This is a genomic window from Bifidobacterium pseudolongum subsp. globosum, assembly GCF_004155535.1.
Lineage (GTDB): Bacteria > Actinomycetota > Actinomycetes > Actinomycetales > Bifidobacteriaceae > Bifidobacterium > Bifidobacterium pseudolongum_C.
This window is the reverse complement of sequence record NZ_RYUH01000009.1, coordinates 1-20,075: the sequence shown is the minus strand read 5'-3', so window position 1 is coordinate 20,075 and position 20,075 is coordinate 1. Positions and strand designations below refer to the sequence as shown.

Here is a 20,075-nt window from a genome sequence, read left to right as displayed (position 1 = left end):
TGGATTCGAAAGGACCTGCCCGCCATGACAACCGAGAACGGAACCCCGCTGCAGCGCCTGATCAGCGTGCTGAGCCTTGGTTCGCCTTCCGTATACCGCGACCACACCTACATCAACGGCGAAAGCATGTACTTCCCCACCGGCCGTGTCTACGGCGGGCAGGTGATCGCGCAATCCCTCATCGCCGCGTCGAAGACGGTGACCCCCGACCGTGAGCCTCATTCGATCCACGGGTATTTCATCGCGCCGGGAGACATCCATCAGGACCTGCTGTTCGACGTGGAGACGCTGCGCGACGGCCATTCGTTCTCCTCGCGCCGCGTGAATGTGACGCAATCGCAGGGGTCGATCCTCACCGCCATCGCGAGTTTCCAGACCAAGGGGCAGGAAGGCGTGGAGTATGCCGACCCCATGCCCACGGATGTGCCCGATCCCGAATCACTCAAGAGCTCCAAGGAACTCATGGAGCCGTTCGCGGACAAATCAAGCTTCGCCAAGTACTACGCATACAACTCACCGTTCGACATCCGCTATATCTCGCAGCCGATCCTGCTCGGTCCGGACAAGCTCAGCCACGAGGAGGACAGTGGCAAACAGCTTGTGTGGATGCGCGCCGACGGCTCCTGCGACGTCTCGCAGACGATGCACCGCGCCATGCTCGCGCTCGGCTGTGACCAGATCATGCTCGAACCGATCCTGCGCCGCACGGGGTTGACGGTGATGACGCCGGGCATCTCGTTCGCCTCGATCGACCACTCCATGTGGTGGTACCGCGACGTGGATGTGACGCAATGGCATCTGTATGTGCAGGACACGCCGACCGCGGGTCATGGCCGCGGGCTTTCGACCGCCAAGGTCTACCGGCAGGACGGCACGCTTGTGGCCGCGATTGTGCAGGAGGCGATGGTGCGCGTGCCGCAGCCTGCCCCCAACCAGGACTGAGCGGACCTGACCGCGGTACCCGCGGCGCCGGCTATGCGATTCCCTGCTGTTGGCGCCGTTCCTTCATCTTGGGGTGTTCCGGCCCTTCGGTGGGCGGCAACTGGCACAGGCCTTCGCTCACAATGCCGATGATCATGTCGAACAGGCTCGCCGCCGCCGCGAACGCGCATTGGATGGCGATTGAACGGTAGTAGGTGGCGTCGAGGTGCCCGAGCGTCATGATGATCTCACCGCCATACCAGCCGAGCAGCAGCGCGCCGGCGATCGCCAATGTCTTCGCGAAGACGAGCGTATAGACGGCCCGCTGCGGGTCGATGCGCTTCATGCCCACGCGTTTGCGCGGTTCGGTCGTGGCGTAACGGTGCACTTGCCACGCGCAATACAGCACGATGAACGCGATGATGACCATGATGACCGGCACGGGCCACGGCGCCCCGGTCAGTGAGACGGTCATGTGCGATTCGATGACGGCGATGCCGATGCCGGCGAGCAGGCCCAGAATGATCGCCAGTGCGTATTCCCACCAGCGTGTACGTTGTGCGTTCATTTATTCGCCTCCGATAATCCAATGGTCGGACTCCATACCGACGAATGGGGCATCGGGCGCCGAAGCCAGCAGGAACGCGAGCGGATCGCCTTGCAGCGTGGCCTGCGGGTCCATGTCCATCCACGGGGCGAGCACGGCGGCGCGGTGCTGTGCGTCGCCCGTGTCGAGCGCCGCGCGCTCCTCGTCGCCGATGCCGCTCATCTGCACGACGTGGCATGTGACGGCGCCCTCGTGCGCGGCGTGCAGCGCGGTGAGCGCGCGTTCAAGCTGGGCCGCGCTCATCGTGGTCTGCAACGCGACGACGGCGCTACGGCCGGCGCTCCCGTCGGCGTTGGTCACAGCGTAGAGCGGCGAGATGCCTTCGACCTGGTTGCCCGGTATGCCGTCGAGCGCCACGATCATTGTGCGGAACACGTCGGCGGCGTTCGGCACGCGGCTCTCGAGCGAGATGACGGCCGCATGGCACGCCGTGCGCACCGGGAGCGTGGCGTCGTCGGTCGGCTGCACGTCGGCGTCGGTCACGTGCACGTTCCACTCCGCGCCGGCATATGCGGGCGTTTCACCTTCCCCCGCCACACGCAGCGTCACCTGCACATCCGCACTTTCGGTAAGCTGCGCCATGCGCACCGCCACGGCGTGTGCGATGCGCGCGGCGGGTTCACCCGACTCCTGCTGCACGTACGCCACAACGGCGCCGAGCAGCTCATCGATTGGGGCACTACGCTGCGGCTGCGCGCAGCACACGTCCACATGCACCGCCCGTTCCCCCGGCATCTGCGCCACGCGTGCATGCTCTACGCGCACGCCGCGCAATGCCACCGAATTCGTCTCCATACTCACTCCCTGTGTACACCTGTATGTCTGGGACCACCCCGATCCCGCACCGTATTGCAACGGGCCCGGCCGCGTGATGCGGCCGGGCCCGTTGCGATACGGTTGCGGCTCTGCGTGCCCACTACTGCTGCGGCAGACCCGCCGACCGCTTGAGCGACTCGGGGATCGGCACCGGCGGCTTGTCCGAATCGGGGCGGTTCGGATTGCTCAGCCAGACCTCGCGCTGCGGGGCCTTCTTGATGTTCGCGAAGATCTCCTTGAGCTCCTTTTCGTTGAGCGTCTGCTTCACGAGCAGCTGGCGCACCAGCTCGTCGAGGATCTCGCGGTTGTCCATGATGATCTGCCACGCCTCGGTGTGCGCAGTCTCCACGAAGCTCATCACCTGCTCGTCGATCATCTGGGCCGTGGCATCGGAGTATTCGCGCGGGCGCAGGCCGTCGAGGCCCTGCTCGTCGTCGCTGTCGATCCACTTGATCGCACCCAGCTGGTCGGTGAATCCGAACTCGCCGACCATGCGGCGCGCAATCTTGGTGGCCTTCTCGATGTCGTTCGAAGCGCCGGTGGACGGGTCGTGGAACACGATCTCCTCGGCGGTGCGGCCGCCCATAGCGTAGGCCATCTGGTCGAGCAGCTCGTTGCGGGACTGCGAATAGCGGTCCTCGGTGGGCATGACCGCCGTGTAGCCGAGTGCGCGGCCGCGCGGCAGGATCGTGACCTTCGTCACCGGGTCGGTGTTGTTGAGCGCCGCGGCCACAAGCGCATGGCCGCCTTCGTGGTACGCGGTGTTGCGCAGCTCGTCGAGCGCCATGCCCTTCGAACGGCGGCGCGGGCCGGACATCACGCGGTCGATCGCCTCGTCGATCGCGCGGTTGTCGATGAGCTGGGCGCCAACGCGGGCGCACAGCAACGCCGCTTCGTTGAGCACATTCGCCAGATCGGCGCCCGTGAAGCCCGGCGTGCGCACGGCGATGGCGTGCAGGTCGATGTCGGGCACGAACGGCTTGCCCTTGGCATGCACCTTGAGAATCTCCTCACGGCCTTCCAGATCAGGCGCTTCCACAGCCACCTGGCGGTCGAAACGGCCCGGGCGCAGCAGCGCGGGGTCGAGCACGTCGGGGCGGTTTGTGGCGGCGATGATGATCAGGTTCGTGTCGTTGTTGAAGCCGTCCATCTCCACGAGCAGCTGGTTGAGCGTCTGCTCGCGTTCGTCGTGGCCGCCGCCCATGCCGGAGCCGCGCTTGCGGCCCACGGCGTCGATTTCGTCGATGAAGATGATCGCCGGCGCGTTCTTCTTCGCCTCGTCGAACAGGTCACGCACACGCGAGGCACCGAGGCCGACGAACATCTCGACGAAGTCGGAGCCGGCCATCGAGTAGAACGGCACGCCCGCCTCGCCGGCGATGGCGCGCGCGAGCAGCGTCTTGCCGGTGCCGGGAGGGCCATAGAGCAGCACGCCGCGCGGGATGCGCGCGCCGAGCGCCTTGTACTTCGACGGATCCTGCAGGAAGTCCTTGATCTCCTCGACCTCCTGCACGGCGGCTTCCTCACCGGCCACGTCGGAGAACTTCGTCTTGGGGATCTGGCCGTCGGACAGCTTGCCGGCGTTCTTCTTGCCGCCCATGCCCAGCATGCCGCTGCCGCTGCCCATGCGGCTCATGAGGAACCAGAAGAGCGCGAGGATGATGATGAACGGCAGGATCGAGGTGAGCATGTAGGTCCACATGCTCGTCTCTTTCATCGAGGCGGTCCACCCGTTCTTCGGGTTCGCCTTCTCCACGGCCTTGACCACCTGCGCGCTTTGGGCGTACGTGTAGTAGAACTGCACGTCCTTGCCGTAGTTGCGTTCCTTGCCGGTCTCGGGGTCGGTCTTCTTGTAGTCGCTGTTCAGCTCAAGCTGCACCTGGCGCGTGTTGTCGACGATGTTGGCGAACTTCACGTCGGAAGCCTGACTCGTCAGGATGTCCATGCCGTCTTTGGTGTCGATCGTCTGTGGGCCCCTGCCGCTGAGCATCTGGAACAGCAGCACGACCATCAGCACGATGATGATGCCCCACAGCCACGGCGAGCGCATCACGCCCTTGGGGCCGCCGGGGCCGGCGTTCTGGTTGCGCCGGTTGTTCTGGTCGGGGTTGTTCCCGTTGCCGCGCGGACTGAATGGGTTGCCCCCATTGCCGCGCGGGCTTTGTGGTCCTTGCGGAACGCTCATGCAAGCTCTCCTTCATACACTTCGGGTTTGAGGACTGCGATGGAATCCAAGTTCCGGTATTCCTCGTCAAAATCGAGTCCGAATCCCACTACAAACTCGTCGGGAATCACAAATCCCTTATACTTCACATCCAATTGCACCTGATGGCGAGCGGGTTTCTCCAGCAGCGCGAAAATCTCCACAGAGGCCGCACCGCGGCGCTTCAATTCGTTGACGAGCCACGACAACGTGACACCTGAATCGACGATGTCTTCGACGATGAGCACATCGCGGCCACGCACGTCGGTCGACAGGTCCTGCCGCACGGTGACCTTGCCGCTCGTGGAGGTTCCGGAACCGTAGCTCGACAAGCTCATGAAGTCCATCTCGAGCGGGATGGACATGGCCTGCGAGAATGCGGTGAGGGTGTTCACCGCACCTTTGAGCACGCAGACGAGCAGGGGCACCCGGCCCGCATAATCCTCACTTGCCTGCTGTGCCGCCTCGCTGATCTTCTCCATAATCTGATCATGGCTCAGCAGCTCATGGTCAATCTTGTCTTGAATGTCGACGATTCGCATGCGTTACATCTTCGCACACCCGAATGACGTGTTTCTTGCGGTTTGCTGAATGTTTACTGGGAAGCTGCACCGGCCCTTGGCCGTGCCATTGCGAGATGAGCGCCTCAACCGCATCCACATGCGCGGTGCCGCTGCCGGGCGCGCAGATCGCGAGCACGCGCGCGATCACCCGAAAGCGCAAGGCCTGCGGTTGTGTGGCGAGGCGCGTGGCGTCAATGCGTGCCTCGCATGAGACGCCCCGCCGCTCGAGCCGCACGCATTCGTCGAATACACGGCTTGTGCACTCGTCGAGCCACTCCACGTCACGACGGGCGACGCGCGCGCCTTGCGCGAGGCGCTCCGCCATATCGCGCCCAGCGAATTTGTTGAGGAACGGCAGCAGTGTGTGCCGCACACGCGAGCGAAGCGGATAGTCTGCCGGCAGTGGCTCGTCGGGCGCGAACGCATCGCCGTTCGTCGGGTCGTCCCACCACTCGAGGCCCAAATCCATGCAGATCGCGGTCGTCTGTGCGCGCGAGACCGCGAGCAACGGGCGCACGAACCGCACACCATGCACGGTCTGCCGTGCCGGCATGCCGGCGACGGCGTCGACGCCACCGGTGCGGATCAGTCCGATCAGCACGCCTTCGGCTTGGTCGTCGCGCGTGTGTGCGAGCAGTACGGCCGCCGCGTCGAGCTCGCGGGCGGCTGTGGCGAGCGCCTCATAGCGCGCGTCACGTGCCGCCGCTTCCGCCCCCTCACCGCCGACGCGCACATGCACTGTGCGCACGAGCACCGGCGCGAGGCCCAGCTGGTCGCATTGTGCGGCCGCGCGCTGTGCCACAACCGCAGAACCGGGTTGCATGCCGTGATCGACGATGACCGCGCCGCACCGCATGCCCCATGCCGAAGCCACGGTATGCGCCACGGCGGCGAGCGCAAGCGAATCGCGGCCGCCGGAGCACGCCACGAGCACAAGCGGGGCGTGCGGGTCCACGCTGTGCACGCCGTGGTGAGCGAACCGGCTGTCCGCCAAGCCGAACCCGGTGCCCGCGAGCTGTTCGCGCACGGCGCCGATCGCCTGTTTCATCGCTGCGGAATACGCCATCGGCGCCTCACAATGCGGCGAGCCCGGCGATGAACGTGTCGATCGCCTCGCGCGCCTTGCCGATGTCGGTGGGGTTGTTGACGATGACGGCGAACGCGAGCGCACCGCCGTCGATGCGCGAGATGTTGCCGGCCATGGAGGTGACTTCGCCGAGCGAGCCTGTTTTGACGCGCATCAGGCCGGCGGCGTCGTCTTTGGCGAGACGCCCGACGGCGGTGCCGACAAGCCCGGGCACGGAGAGGCCCTCGGCGGCGGCCACCGCCCCGCCGGCGGTGAAGTTGCGCTGCTGCACATCCACAAGCGTCGTCACGGTGACGCGCGAACCGGGTGAAAGCCCCGAGCAATCGGCCATGTGCAGGCCCTCGGTCGGCACGCCGAGCTCGCGCAGTTCGGCGGTGACCGCATCGACCGCGCCCTGCGGCGAGTTCTGCGCGTGTGTGCGCAACGCGAGCAGACGGCCGAATTCCTCGGCGAGCGTGTTGTCGGAGTGCTGCAGCATGAAGCCCATGACCGCGCTCAGCGGCGCGGAGTGCACGGCGGCGAGCGCGGTGCGGTCGGCCGGCGCCTGCATGGCCTTCGGCGTCGTGTTCGTGACGATGATGCCGTGCTCGGCGAGCAACGCGGCGAAGCGCGCCGCCACGTCTTGCGCGGTCGTCTGCGACAGTTCGGGGTAGTCCGCGAACCGGTCGGGGTCCACGGTTGTGGCGCGCAGGCGGCCACCGTCGATCGCCATCGACGAGACGGGCGTGTAATAGAGGTTGCCGGGGTTGTTCTGCGCGATGTCCGGCGGCGTGCGGTCGGTGCCGAACAGCGTGTCGTCGTAGGCGAGCGTGATCGACGAGATGCCACGCTGTTCGAGCGCGCGGGCCGTCTCGTTGGCGAGTGTGGCCAGCCCGGCGCGGCCGTTGACGTGGTGTGGGTCGCTTTCGCCGGCGCCGAGCAGCATGTCGCCGTCGCCTTTGAGGATCACCGTGTCGGCGCCGTTGGCCTGTTGCACGAACAACGTCTGCGTGGTGAACGTGGCGCCCATGTCGAGCACGGAGGCGGCGGCGAGCGCGGTCAGCGTTTTGAGTGTAGACGCGGGCTCGCGAGGCATCGATTCGCCATGTGCGGCCACCACGGTGCCGTTCGTGTCGATCACGGCGGCGGAGATGTCCTTGCCCACGCCGGGCGCGCGCCGCAGCGCGTCGACGAGCGCGGCGGCGCGTTTGGCGTCCACAGTGCGCGTCAGGTCGGCGGCCGGGGTGATCGTGCCGCCTTCGAGCACGGTGGCGCTTGTGCGAACTTCGGATTGTGCGACTTCCCGCAAGGTGAGCGGGCCCGGTATCACATCGGTCAGGTCGCCGGCCACGGCACCGGCGGCCAGGGCGAGCGAGACGAGCGCGGCGAGCGCCACGGTGAGGGCTCGGCGTGCGCGTGCGCGCTTCCACTGGCGCCGCTCGTCGTCCGTCAACTGCTCCACCGCGCGCCCTTCCTTCCACACATCCGTCTGCCAGGCCCGGGCGTGCGCCCCAAGGCCTGCTTATTGCTGCAATGCCGCAAAGGAGTCCAGCGTCTGGACCACTTTGAGCATGCGGGTACGCAACAGCTTAGCGCCCAGCCATGTACCAAGGCACAGGAAGACTACGCCATTGGCGAGCGCCACGGGGATGATCCACGGGTAGGCCGCGCCATTGCCGGTCGCGAAGATGACGATCGCGGCGACGGCCGTGGGCAGGATGCTCGCGAGCGACGCGAGCATGTACAGGAACGGCAGGAACGCCTGCGCGGCGCCGCGCCCCTGCGGGTTCGTGAACGGCTTGGCCATTGACGGCACCGGGTAGAGGACCGAGCAGTTGAACATCTCGGCCACGCCGAGCGACGCCACGGCCCAGCCCCAACTGGCGGCGATGAACGTAAAGGCGGTCGCCAGTCCGCTTGGGCTCGACCAGTCGCCCGTGATGATGAAGGTGATCACGGAAAGCAGCGCGATGTACACCGTGTCGATGATCAGGTAGATGCGCACACGCCCCGTGCGGTCGTCGATCGCGCGCGTGCCGGCGATGACCTCCATGACGAACCCCTGGCCGTCGTACGCGAGGCCGTTCGATTCGGTGAGCGACATGAACATGCCGCCCATGAGCACCCCCATCCACACGAACCATGTTCCGATGTCTTTGTTTTCGAGCGCGAAGATCACCACAAAGAACAGCGGCATGATGAACATCATCGATTGCCGGGCGTCGCGGCGCAACAGGCTGCCCAAGCGCGCGGAGACGGCGCCGGAGGGGCTGTCGGGCATATGGGAGAACAGGCCCAGGCCTTTGGCGGCCTTGGAACGCACGGCATCGCTGCTATGCGTGCGCTGCCAGTGCAGGCACCACTGCGACACGAGGAAGCACACGGCGCACAGCGCCAACGCGCACAGCGCATGCAGCACCCAGGAGAGCCATTGGCCATTGGCGGCGTCGAACGGCAGCATGAACGGCGCACCCAACGGCAGCCACCCGAATACGCGGGCCGCGGGAGCGAGCGCATGCGTATCGACCGAGACCTCGTTGATCATGAGGATGTTCGGCATCTGCGCCAACACCACGAACAGCATGATGACCACGATGTAGAAGATGTTCTTGCCGGTCTGCGAATCCGTGATGATGTCCGCAAGCGCCAACAGCGCCTTCGAGACGCACATCGCGGTGAGCACGATCAGCGGGGCGGCCACCAGCTGGCTGGCCACAGCCGCGGCACCGAACCCGCGGTACACCATCGCCCACAGCATGAAGCTCACGAGCGCGGTGATGGCCGGGATGCCGGTGAGCCCTGCGAGCAGCAGGCCAAGTTGCAGCGTGCGGTCCGGAATGCCGTAGGGGGCGAACTTGTCCATGCTCATCGTGGAGTTCTCGCCGATGAACATGGCCTGCAGCAGCGCCACGAACAGGATGCCGGCGGTGCCCGCGAGCGGCATGATCACCGGCAGGTACGGCCACACGTCGTGCGCCATGCCGTGACCCATGGCGAAGGCGAGTACGCCTGTGCCCACCACGGTGCCGGCCGCGAGCAGATAGGCCAGCACATAGGCCACAATCTGCCACGGTGATGTCTTGAGCGCGGCGTTCGTGAGGGCCCAGCGCAGACGCACGAGCGTCCACGGCGTGGCGGAGGCGGTGGCCGGTTGCGTTGCCGGTGTGCTCATCGCCGCACCTCCCCCGCCGGCGTCTGCGGCACGCCCGGCTGGGACGCGGCCTGAGCGTCCGCGCCGCCGTCGAGCCATGCGATGTGCGCGGCGCCATGGCGGCCGCCCACAAGCTGCAGGAAGCGCTCTTCGAGGTCCTCGCCGGCGGCGACCTGCGCCACCGTGCCGGCGGCCACAACCTGGCCTTGGTTGACCACGGCCACATGGGTGCACATGCGTTCCACGAGCGCCATCACATGCGAGGAGATGACCACGGTGCCGCCGGTGTGCACGTAATCGACGAGGATGTCTTTGATGTTCGCGCTCGACACCGGGTCGACCGATTCGAAAGGCTCGTCGAGCACAAGGATGCGCGGGCTGTGGATCATCGCCGTGGCCAAGCAGATCTTCTTGGTCATGCCGGCGGAATAGTCGCGCACCATGATGTTCGCGGCGGCCGTCAGGTCGAACGCGGCGATCAGGTCCTTCGCGCGGGCCGCGGCCTCGGCACGCGGCATGCCACGCAGCATTCCTGCGTAGACCACCAGCTGCATGCCGGTGAGTGTGGGGAAGATCTGTTCGGGCTGCGGCATGAGGCCGATCAGGCGTTTGGCGGCGTTCACGTCCTGCCATACGTTGTGCCCCAGGATCATCGCCACACCGCCGTCCGGTACAAGCAGACCGGTGAGCATGTTGATCGTGGTGGTCTTGCCGGCACCGTTGGGGCCAACCAGGCCGTAGAACGAGCCGGTGGGGATGTCAAGCGACAGGCCGTTCACGGCCACTTTGTTGCCGAAGCGTTTGAACAGGCCCCGGATTGAAACGGCCATGGCGGGGTTGGGCTGCATGGCCGGGGGCATCGGCGCCTGGACCGGCGCCATGGGTGCTGGAGTGGGTGCTGCGGTAGGGGTTGGAGTGCTCATACTGTCCGTTTCTTCCGGTTCGTCCGGCTTCAAGGTCATATGGCACCTTAGCAAAGCACCCACGGGCACACCAGTTTGGGTTCACGAGATGGAACGACGCACGGGCGGTTTACTGCGCAGCGGATTCCACCGCGTGCTCCGCCGACGATTCCACCGCCGGCTCCGCAGAACCACCCTTGTGCTCGATCGGCTTCCATTCCGCCTTGGCGAACACCGCCTGGAACGAAATCGGCACATAGCTGAGCATGTAGATCGGGAAGCTCAGCACATAGGCGAACAGCTCCTTGTTGGTGGCGCCGATCTGCTTGCGTTCCACCACGATCGTGAGCGCCGCCAGCGCCATCATGAAGATGATCGAATAGACAATGCCATTGACCCAGTTGAACAGCGAACCGAGCTGGCTCTGCCACGTCACGAATCCGAACGCGGCGTAGATGGCGCCCAGCGCGATGCGGATCATCGTCAGCAACGTGAACGGGCACAGCAGCAACGTGAAGTCGATGGCCGCGAAATCGCGTTCCTTGATCGCGCGGCGCACCAAGGCGGGGCCATAGTAGCGGAACACCTGCAGGAACCCCTTGCTCCAGCGCAGGCGCTGCCGCCAGCTCTGCGCGAACGTGACCGGCTGCTCGTCGTAGAGGATCGCCGTGCCCACATACCCAATGCGGTCGCCGTGCAGCAGCGAATCCATCGTGAACTCGAGGTCTTCGGTGAGCAGGTGGAACTTCCAGCCCTTGTTGCGGCGCATCACACTCTGCGAGAACATGAACCCCGTGCCGCCCACATGGCAACTGTTGCCGAGCCACATGCGCGAGGCGCTCAGGAAGCGCGATTCGCGGATGAACCACAGCGCGGAACCCGACGACACCCAGTTTTCGGAAAGGTTCACCGAATTGCGGTAGCTTGTGAGGATGCGGAAGCCGGACTGGAAGCCCTTGTTCATCTCTTCGAAGTAATGCTCGTCGAGCCGGTTGTCGGCGTCGAACACAAAGAACGCGTCGTAGGCGTCGGCCGCGCGTGATTCGATCATCGTGTTGAGCAGGTAGGTGAGCGCGTAGCCTTTGCCGATCTGCGTCGTGTCGAACCGCTCGACCACGTTGCCGCCCAAGTCGCGCACTACTTGCGCGGTGGAGTCGGTACAGTTGTCCGCCACGACCCAGATGTCGATGAGGTGGGTCGGGTAGGACTGCAGCTGAATGTCGCGGATCAGATTGCCGATCACCGCCTCCTCGTTGCGCGCCGAGATCAGCACGGCGTAGCGTTTGTCCATCGGGGCCGCCGGGAAGACGACCGGTTTGGCGAACAGTGAGATGAGGATGCACAGGGCCTGATAGAGCATGCCCACGCCGCCCACGACGATGAGCAGGATGTCAAGAATCGTCAGTAACAGCATCAGCGCCAGCGGCTCCTTGGGTTGTCCGTCGCACTGTCTTTGCCTGCACCGGCGGAATCCTCACCCGACGCGCCGGGGTGCCCGTCTTCGTCATGGGCGGCGCCCGCTGCGTCTGCGGACTGCGCGCGCAGTGCGTCCAGACCACTGCCGTGCGGTGCGTGCTGCGCGTCGAACACGTTCTTCGGAATCGCCACAGTCGGCGAATCCTCGCTCACAGGCTGTGTGGTGTCGTCGGGGTAATCGTAGACCTGATGCTGCAGTTCCTTGATCTGGTCGTCGAAGGTCACATGCCCGCTCGACCCCTTGGCCTGGCGCGGGATGCGGTCGCTCACCGGCTTGATCACATGCTCATTGATCGCATCCGCCGCCTCGACCATCTTCGACTTCTTCTTGGACTGCGGGTCGTTCATCAACGGCATGTCCACAAGCGGGTAACGCTTCATCGAGACCTTGAGCAGCACCTGGATGCTCGCGGTGATCGGCAATGCCAGGAACGCGCCCAACGCGCCGAACAACGAGCCGAAGAGCAGCACGGTGAGGAACGCGATGCACGGGTTGAGATCCATGGTGCGTTCGGAGATCTTCGGGGAAAGCAGCAGGTTCTCGATCTGCTGGTAGACGGTGATGAACACGACGACGCCAATGCCGTAGCCCAAGCCGCGCTCGCCCCACGCGAACATGACGGGCAGCGCACCACCGATATAGGTGCCGAGCGTGGGCACGAACTGGGAGACAACGCCGCAGAACAGCGCAAGCGGCAGCCAATACGGCACTTTGATGATCATGAGGAACACCGACGTGCACGCGGCGTTGATCGCGGCGAGGATCGAGCGGGAGAACAGGAAGCCGGAAATCTGGCCCTGAACCACGGTCCACACCATCAGGAACCGCCGCTGTGAGCGCGGCGCGATCCACTGGCACAGGCTGCGGCGCAGCTTGGGGCCGGCGATCGAGATGTAGAACGCGACCATGATCGCCGTGGTGAAGTTGAGGATCTGTCCCAGCACGCCCATGGTGGTGCTCACGGCCTGACCGGCGAAATCAGTGACCCACGAACCCTTCACGTTCTTCATGATTTCGCCGCCCAGATCGGTCATCTCAGGCAGTTTGAACTGTGTTTTCTCGGCGACGAGCGCGGCGAACTGATTGTAGAGGTCGGGCAACCCCTTGACCATCGAAATCAGCTGTTGCACGAACATATTGCCGAACAGGCCGAGCAACACAACCACGATGACGAGGAGTCCCACGAGGCAGGTGACCGATGCCACCGCGCGCTTCCATCCATGCTTGATCAGGCGTATGACGAGCGGTTCGACCGCAAGCGCGAGGAAGAGCGCGATGATGATGTCGAACACGATGTAGGTGATCTTGCTCCACGATGTGAAGGCGAACCACCCCAGATACACGGCGATCACGGCATAGAACAGCGCCCGCCCATACCATTCGGGTGGCCTGCGCGGATCGCCCTTCGACGGGAACAGCGAATTGACGTCCAGTTTCCTCTGATTGCTCGCGCTCTGCTCGTTCATGCCCCTTATTTAACCACAAACCGTCACTGGAAAAGCCGGCATTGAGCCATTTGGGCGGCCTGCGGGCCGTATTGCACGCGCACAGTGAACAAGCGCGCCGCAAGACTATATATATGATGCCGTGTACGGGCGCACACATATTCTAGAGCGTATGTTGAATGTATCGATTATCATCCCCACGTGGAATGAACAGGACCGCATCACCGACTGTCTCGACAACGCGCTCAGACAGACGGTCATGCCGCACGAGGTCATCGTGGTAGACAACCGATCCACCGACAACACCGTGGCGATTGTGCAGCAGTACATGCAGGAGCACCCCGAGGCGCCGATTCGCCTGCTCCATCAGGACGAGGAGCAGGGACTGATCCCCACACGCAACTACGGGCTGAACCATGCGACCGGTGACGTGCTGGGCCGTGTGGACGCGGACTGCATGCTCAAACCCGATTGGGTCGAAGTGGTGGCGGGCATCTTCACCGAGGATCCCGAGGCGATGGGCGCCACCGGCCCCGTGACGTATTACGATATGCCCGCGCGCCGCATGGCATTACGCGGCGATGATTCCGTGCGCCGCCACACCTACCGCGCGGACGGCGGCGAAGTGCTGCTGTTCGGCTCCAACATGGCGTTGCGCGCCTCCGCGTGGAAACTCATCGCGAACGAGGTGTGCCTCGACAAAGAGGATGTGATGCACGAGGACATCGACGTCTCGTTGCACCTGCTTGGCCGCGGGCTCAAGACGGTGTATTCGGAGCGCATGATCTGCGGCATCTCGGCGCGCCGCATGGATACCTCGTTCAAGTCGTTCCGCAACTACATGAAGCGGTTCAAGAACACCTTCGAGGCCCACCCGCAGCATTGGCGCAGCCACAAGTCCGAGCGCACGCTGTATTTGATGTACCCGTGGCTGCACGCGCTGTTCCCTGTCTACCAGCAATACCTGAAGGCGAAGGACATCAATCCGGCCGTGCGCATGTGGTTCCGCGAGCAGGTGAATCTCGCCCGCCGAGAAGGCGACAATCTGGAGGATCTGCCAGGCATCGAGGAATTCATCAACGAAGTCCCCACCGACATCGACGGCATCAGCGAGGTCAACGAGGACATTCCGACCGATGAGACCGACGAAGACGCCACCAAGGTCGCCAACGCGGAAGGCACCGCCGCCAAGGGCGGCGCGCGCTGACCTCAGTCACACGATCACCATCGGCTCACCTGTCTCCACATCCGTGCCGGTGTACGAGGCGGGCACTTCCAGACACCAGCCGTTGTACCCGCAATGCGGGCAGGTGAGCTTGCGTGAATAGGTGGTGTGCGCGGCCCTGAACGCCTTCGCGAACTTCGGGCGGAACACCGTATGGCAGTTGGGGCACAGGTATGCCACCGACTTGGAGTAGTACACGGAGATGCCCGCGCACACGACCACGACCAGCACCAATCCAATGCAGAACGGGACCCAGTTGCCGGAGCGCAACGCCGCCACGAGCAAGCCGATCTGCACCACGTCGCACACCACGCCCAGCGCGAGCATCACACCGTGGATGCGGCGCAATCCGGGGGTTCTGCGCGTCACATACGCCGCGTCGGAGAACGCGTGCACGTCCAGGCCGTCGGCGTCGTCGACCCGCCCAAGCATCCTGCGCAGGGCGTCAAGCGTCTGCAGGCGGCGTTGGTCCAGTTCAATCTGTTTGCTCAGCTGCAGGCGCTGCGCCACAATCAGCGAATCGATGCACGCCGCCGATTGGTCGTCGGCGAGCAGCTCGGTGATCTGACTGATTGAGAATCCCAGTCCGCGCAGGAACGTGATCACGGAAAGACGGCGCACGTCCTGTTCGTCGTACAGGCGCCGGCCGCCGCTGCTCACCTCGCTCGGCACGAGCACGCCGCGATTGTCGTAATACTGTACGGTGCGCACCGAGACACCGCACCGTTTCGCCAATTCGCCGGTGGTGTATTGGGTGGAAGTGTATTCGGTTGTCGATTCGGTCATGGTGTTGCTCCATCCATGCTGTGTTGATTCGGGTTGACGTGCGGGCGGAGATGCCGATTCGACTGCCCTGCCGGCCCACATGGCCCCGAATATGGGCATATAGGAACTAAAGTTATTGATTTAGACTCCGGTTTGCCTTTGTGGCAGTAAGCGTGTCGCCCTGTTGCGGATGGCGGTGTCCATCTGCTTGCGTGGTTTCGTGTGCAATGTGTGTCATGAGGACACGTTCGAAGCAAGCGAAGAAATGCCCGGTCTGCCAGTCGCCGATGCGCAAGAACGGACACGACCGCATGGGCCGGCAGCGTTGGCAGTGCGATGAATGCAGGCTGACCGCCGGCACCAGGAACAACACCAAACGGCGCCGCACCCAGTTGGCGGAGTTCCTGGACTGGCTGCTCGAGGCCGCGCCGCAGCGCAAACGCCCGGAGAGCGCGCGCAACTTCCGCAAACGCGTGGACTGGTGCTGGCGGCTCGAGCCGCGCATCGAACCTGATGGCGTGGTGCACCGCGTGGTCATGGCCGACGGCACCTACGTGAACGGCTGGTGCCTGCTGACGGCGGTCGACGGCGAGGACGGCGAGGTGCTCGCCTGGCAGTGGTGCGCCCGGGAGAGCACGGCCGCCTACAAGGCGCTGTTCGCGCAGTTGGCCCCGCCCGACGTGCTCGTATGCGACGGCATGAAAGGCATTCTCAAGGCGCGCGCGCAAATCTGGCCGCACACGCGGGTCCAACGATGTCTGGTGCACGTGCAACGCGACACCAGGGCCGACCTGACCTCCAGACCCAGACTGCAGGCCGGCCGGGAGCTCAAGAGACTCGCCGACGCGCTCACCCGCATCCACGATCCCGAAGCCGCCGTCAGATGGGGCGAAGCACTCAACGCGTGGCACGAACGCTGGAGGCACATGCTCGCCGAACGCACGTACGCCAAGGACAACCCGGACGACCCCAGGGCAGCCACAAGCAAGGGCGGATGGTGGTGGACCCATTTGCCATTGCGCCGCGCCTACCTACGGCTCGAACGCCTGTTCAAGGACGGCACGCTTTTCTGTTTCCTCGATCCCGCACTGACCGCCCCCGGTTCCGTGCCGCGCGACGGCAACCGTCTCGAAGGAGGGCTCAACGCCGCCCTCAAGCGCATGCTCGTCAACCACCGCGGCCTGCCCGAGGCACACATGCGCCGCGCCTGCGAATGGCACTGCTATATGCATAGCGCCAAACCCGATCCCGCCCTCATCCTCAAACAACACGGCCAGGACGCCAAGACCGGCACCAACCACGACAACAACGATGACGAACCCATGAGCCAACCCATCCTCGGCACTGGCATCGACTGGAACGAATTCCACACCGCCGCCCGCTACCCAAACACCACCGACTAGGAGTCTAAATCAATAACTTTAGTTCCTATATGCCGAAAAACAGCAGGCCGTCAAGAAAGCGGAACGCGCCGTCGAGCTGGCCGCGCTGCGCATGGAACGCGGTTGCCCCATGTGCGCGACCGGCTACGCGAACGTAACCACGACATGCTTCCCGCCATATGCGAATGCTCATGTACGGTAAGGAAGCAAGCAACCGAAAACAAGAGATAGACCGCCAGCACTACACTATTCCGAACCAAAGACCAAAAGATAAGCATTGTGGGAAAATCTAAACTTTTGGATTTTCCTACAATGCCAACTACGGCGGAATCCCTCCCACTCCTTATATCTTTCTGTATACATTGAATTTGTATTTAGTAAAATGCAGACAACACCACGGATCGGCTTTTGGTTGGACAATTCCAACCAAACACCACAGCAGACAGCAGAAAACATTCTGAACGCTAGGAAGCCGGTATGATTGTTACATATAAGGGGAAGAAAAATTTCTTTTAGGTACTTGCTTTCCTAAAACTGATGTGATACAATGATTTAATCCAGAAAAGGAGTAAAAAATATGCGGCAAGGTATTCTTAAATAAAACTATAATCAAATAGTGGGAACAAAGGATTATGATAGCTCCTTTTGTAGGGGCTTAGTTTTTTGTACCCAATTTAAGAATACTTTTGCCTTATCAATTTTGACATATCCCCAAAAACAGCAATCACAAACAGGTGTATGCTGTATATGTGTATGTCAGCAACTTATAATCCCCAGTGGTAAAAGTATTTTACTGCTGGGGATTTTTATGCCCTTTGGGGCTGTAAAGGGAGGACAATCACATGAAAATAATCAATATTGGAATTCTTGCCCATGTAGACGCTGGAAAGACGACCTTGACGGAGAGCCTGCTATATGCCAGCGGAGCCATTTCAGAACCGGGGAGCGTCGAAAAAGGGACAACGAGGACGGACACCATGTTTTTGGAGCGGCAGCGTGGGATTACCATTCAAGCGGCAGTCACTTCCTTCCAGTGGCACAGATGTAAAGTTAACATTGTGGATACGCCCGGCCACATGGATTTTTTGGCGGAGGTGTACCGCTCTTTGGCTGTTTTAGATGGGGCCATCTTGGTGATCTCCGCTAAAGATGGCGTGCAGGCCCAGACCCGTATTCTGTTCCATGCCCTGCGGAAAATGAACATTCCCACCGTTATCTTTATCAACAAGATCGACCAGGCTGGCGTTGATTTGCAGAGCGTGGTTCAGTCTGTTCGGGATAAGCTCTCCGCCGATATTATCATCAAGCAGACGGTGTCGCTGTCCCCGGAAATAGTCCTGGAGGAAAATACCGACATAGAAGCATGGGATGCGGTCATCGAAAATAACGATGAATTATTGGAAAAGTATATCGCAGGAGAACCAATCAGCCGGGAAAAACTTGCGCGGGAGGAACAGCAGCGGGTTCAAGACGCCTCCCTGTTCCCGGTCTATTATGGCAGCGCCAAAAATGGCCTTGGCATTCAACCGTTGATGGATGCGGTGACAGGGCTGTTCCAACCGATTGGGGAACAGGGGGGCGCCGCCCTATGCGGCAGCGTTTTCAAGGTTGAGTACACCGATTGCGGCCAGCGGCGTGTCTATCTACGGTTATACAGCGGAACGCTGCGCCTGCGGGATACGGTGGCCCTGGCCGGGAGAGAAAAGCTGAAAATCACAGAGATGCGTATTCCATCCAAAGGGGAAATTGTTCGGACAGACACCGCTTATCCGGGTGAAATTGTTATCCTTCCCAGCGACAGCGTGAGGTTAAACGATGTATTAGGGGACCCAACCCGGCTCCCTCGTAAAAGGTGGCGTGAGGACCCCCTCCCCATGCTGCGGACGTCGATTGCGCCGAAAACGGCAGCGCAAAGAGAACGGCTGCTGGACGCTCTTACGCAACTTGCGGATACTGACCCGCTTTTGCGTTGCGAGGTGGATTCCATCACCCATGAGATCATTCTTTCTTTTTTGGGCCGGGTGCAGTTGGAGGTTGTTTCCGCTTTGCTGTCGGAAAAATACAAGCTTGAAACAGTGGTAAAGGAACCCTCCGTCATTTATATGGAGCGGCCGCTCAAAGCAGCCAGCCACACCATCCATATCGAGGTGCCGCCCAACCCGTTTTGGGCATCCATCGGACTGTCTGTTACACCACTCCCGCTTGGCTCCGGTGTACAATACGAGAGCCGGGTTTCGCTGGGATACTTGAACCAGAGTTTTCAAAACGCTGTCAGGGATGGTATCCGTTACGGGCTGGAGCAGGGCTTGTTCGGCTGGAACGTAACGGACTGTAAGATTTGCTTTGAATACGGGCTTTATTACAGTCCGGTCAGCACGCCGGCGGACTTCCGCTCATTGGCCCCGATTGTATTGGAACAGGCATTGAAGGAATCGGGGACGCAGCTGCTGGAACCTTATCTCTCCTTCACCCTCTATGCGCCCCGGGAATATCTTTCCAGGGCTTATCATGATGCACCGAAATACTGTGCCACCATCGAAACGGTCCAGGTAAAAAAGGATGAAGTTGTCTTTACTGGCGAGATTCCCGCCCGCTGTATACAGGCATACCGTACTGATCTGGCCTTTTACACCAACGGGCGGAGCGTATGCCTTACAGAGCTGAAAGGATATCAGGCCGCTGTCGGTCAGCCGGTCATCCAGCCCCGCCGTCCAAACAGCCGCCTGGACAAGGTGCGCCATATGTTTCAGAAGGTAATGTAAAGATACATAATCGTCAAGACGGCAACAATCAGAAGTTATGGAGGGTAACAATGGAATATAGTAAGGAAGATTTAATGGAAGCAAAAAAGGGCATATAGGAACTAAAGTTATTGATTTAGACTCCGGTTTGCCTTTGTGGCAGTAAGCGTGTCGCCCTGTTGCGGATGGCGGTGTCCATCTGCTTGCGTGGTTTCGTGTGCAATGTGTGTCATGAGGACACGTTCGAAGCAAGCGAAGAAATGCCCGGTCTGCCAGTCGCCGATGCGCAAGAACGGACACGACCGCATGGGCCGGCAGCGTTGGCAGTGCGATGAATGCAGGCTGACCGCCGGCACCAGGAACAACACCAAACGGCGCCGCACCCAGTTGGCGGAGTTCCTGGACTGGCTGCTCGAGGCCGCGCCGCAGCGCAAACGCCCGGAGAGCGCGCGCAACTTCCGCAAACGCGTGGACTGGTGCTGGCGGCTCGAGCCGCGCATCGAACCTGATGGCGTGGTGCACCGCGTGGTCATGGCCGACGGCACCTACGTGAACGGCTGGTGCCTGCTGACGGCGGTCGACGGCGAGGACGGCGAGGTGCTCGCCTGGCAGTGGTGCGCCCGGGAGAGCACGGCCGCCTACAAGGCGCTGTTCGCGCAGTTGGCCCCGCCCGACGTGCTCGTATGTATTTTGTCAAGTCGGTGTTTTGGTTTTGGTCATGTAGTTTTTTCGGTTTTGGTCATTGGGGCATGCTGGTCGTGGTTGATTGGTTGTTGGTGTGGTCGAACATGAGGGCTTCGCTCATGCGTCG

At 62.4% G+C, this 20,075-nt stretch carries 16 protein-coding genes; 5 read left to right on the top strand and 11 right to left on the bottom strand.

Features of this window, described 5'->3' with window-relative positions; genetic code table 11:
* Positions 1-24 precede the first annotated feature (24 nt).
* Positions 25-942 carry an acyl-CoA thioesterase gene (locus PG2093B_RS02775; RefSeq protein ID WP_129897100.1) on the top strand — a complete coding sequence of 306 codons (918 nt, stop codon included), beginning with the start codon at positions 25-27 and terminating at the stop codon, positions 940-942.
* Positions 943-973: 31 nt separating this feature from the next.
* Here PG2093B_RS02775 and PG2093B_RS02770 read toward each other — a convergent pair whose 3' ends face one another.
* The 10 genes from PG2093B_RS02770 to PG2093B_RS02725 all read right to left on the bottom strand — a co-directional run bounded on the left by PG2093B_RS02770 (position 974) and on the right by PG2093B_RS02725 (position 13,172).
* The gene (locus tag PG2093B_RS02770) at positions 974-1,489 is read right to left on the bottom strand and encodes a DUF3180 domain-containing protein (protein ID WP_095507539.1); all 516 of its coding nucleotides are present in this window, start codon (positions 1,487-1,489) and stop codon (positions 974-976) included.
* Complete coding sequence (locus PG2093B_RS02765) at positions 1,490-2,323, bottom strand: diguanylate cyclase (protein ID WP_129897098.1); 834 nt, start codon at positions 2,321-2,323, stop codon at positions 1,490-1,492.
* A 121-nt stretch (positions 2,324-2,444) separates the two neighbouring features.
* Positions 2,445-4,529, bottom strand: a complete 2,085-nt coding sequence (ftsH, locus tag PG2093B_RS02760; protein ID WP_101398440.1) for an ATP-dependent zinc metalloprotease FtsH — start codon at positions 4,527-4,529, stop codon at positions 2,445-2,447.
* Complete coding sequence (hpt, locus tag PG2093B_RS02755) at positions 4,526-5,089, bottom strand: hypoxanthine phosphoribosyltransferase (RefSeq protein WP_022858494.1); 564 nt, start codon at positions 5,087-5,089, stop codon at positions 4,526-4,528. Before hpt ends, ftsH begins: the two co-directional genes overlap by 4 nt.
* Positions 5,058-6,176, bottom strand: coding sequence for a tRNA lysidine(34) synthetase TilS (gene tilS, locus PG2093B_RS02750; protein WP_101430086.1), 1,119 nt, complete (start codon positions 6,174-6,176; stop codon positions 5,058-5,060). The genes hpt and tilS overlap by 32 nt, the downstream gene beginning before the upstream one ends.
* A 7-nt stretch (positions 6,177-6,183) precedes the next feature.
* Positions 6,184-7,638 carry a D-alanyl-D-alanine carboxypeptidase/D-alanyl-D-alanine endopeptidase gene (gene dacB / locus PG2093B_RS02745; protein WP_242502796.1) on the bottom strand — a complete coding sequence of 485 codons (1,455 nt, stop codon included), beginning with the start codon at positions 7,636-7,638 and terminating at the stop codon, positions 6,184-6,186.
* 60 nt (positions 7,639-7,698) lie between these two features.
* Positions 7,699-9,348, bottom strand: coding sequence for an ABC transporter permease (locus PG2093B_RS02740; RefSeq protein ID WP_129897096.1), 1,650 nt, complete (start codon positions 9,346-9,348; stop codon positions 7,699-7,701).
* A complete protein-coding gene (locus PG2093B_RS02735; protein ID WP_431520209.1) occupies positions 9,345-10,250 on the bottom strand; it encodes an ABC transporter ATP-binding protein in 906 nt (301 codons plus the stop codon). The genes PG2093B_RS02740 and PG2093B_RS02735 overlap by 4 nt, the downstream gene beginning before the upstream one ends.
* Before the next feature lie 109 nt (positions 10,251-10,359).
* Complete coding sequence (locus tag PG2093B_RS02730) at positions 10,360-11,643, bottom strand: glycosyltransferase family 2 protein (RefSeq protein WP_129897094.1); 1,284 nt, start codon at positions 11,641-11,643, stop codon at positions 10,360-10,362.
* The gene (locus PG2093B_RS02725; RefSeq protein ID WP_129897092.1) at positions 11,643-13,172 is read right to left on the bottom strand and encodes an AI-2E family transporter; all 1,530 of its coding nucleotides are present in this window, start codon (positions 13,170-13,172) and stop codon (positions 11,643-11,645) included. Before PG2093B_RS02725 ends, PG2093B_RS02730 begins: the two co-directional genes overlap by 1 nt.
* A gap of 151 nt (positions 13,173-13,323) precedes the next feature.
* On the opposite strand from PG2093B_RS02725, the gene PG2093B_RS02720 reads away from it, so the two are divergent.
* On the top strand, positions 13,324-14,358 hold the full coding sequence (locus PG2093B_RS02720) for a glycosyltransferase (RefSeq protein WP_129897091.1): 1,035 nt from the start codon (positions 13,324-13,326) through the stop codon (positions 14,356-14,358).
* A gap of 6 nt (positions 14,359-14,364) precedes the next feature.
* Here the strand turns inward: PG2093B_RS02720 and PG2093B_RS02715 are convergent, their stop codons facing one another.
* Positions 14,365-15,162: a MerR family transcriptional regulator gene (locus PG2093B_RS02715; protein WP_165369685.1), complete on the bottom strand. Its 798-nt coding sequence runs from the start codon at positions 15,160-15,162 to the stop codon at positions 14,365-14,367.
* 215 nt (positions 15,163-15,377) lie between these two features.
* On the opposite strand from PG2093B_RS02715, the gene PG2093B_RS02710 reads away from it, so the two are divergent.
* From PG2093B_RS02710 to PG2093B_RS02695, 3 genes are all read left to right on the top strand, one after another.
* Positions 15,378-16,544 carry an IS1249 family transposase gene (locus PG2093B_RS02710; protein WP_129867570.1) on the top strand — a complete coding sequence of 389 codons (1,167 nt, stop codon included), beginning with the start codon at positions 15,378-15,380 and terminating at the stop codon, positions 16,542-16,544.
* A gap of 821 nt (positions 16,545-17,365) precedes the next feature.
* Entirely contained in the window at positions 17,366-19,285 is a 1,920-nt protein-coding gene (tet(W), locus tag PG2093B_RS02700) for a tetracycline resistance ribosomal protection protein Tet(W) (protein ID WP_129897087.1), read from the top strand.
* 210 nt (positions 19,286-19,495) lie between these two features.
* Positions 19,496-20,056: an IS1/IS1595 family N-terminal zinc-binding domain-containing protein gene (locus PG2093B_RS02695; protein WP_129897085.1), complete on the top strand. Its 561-nt coding sequence runs from the start codon at positions 19,496-19,498 to the stop codon at positions 20,054-20,056.
* Positions 20,057-20,075 lie beyond the last annotated feature (19 nt).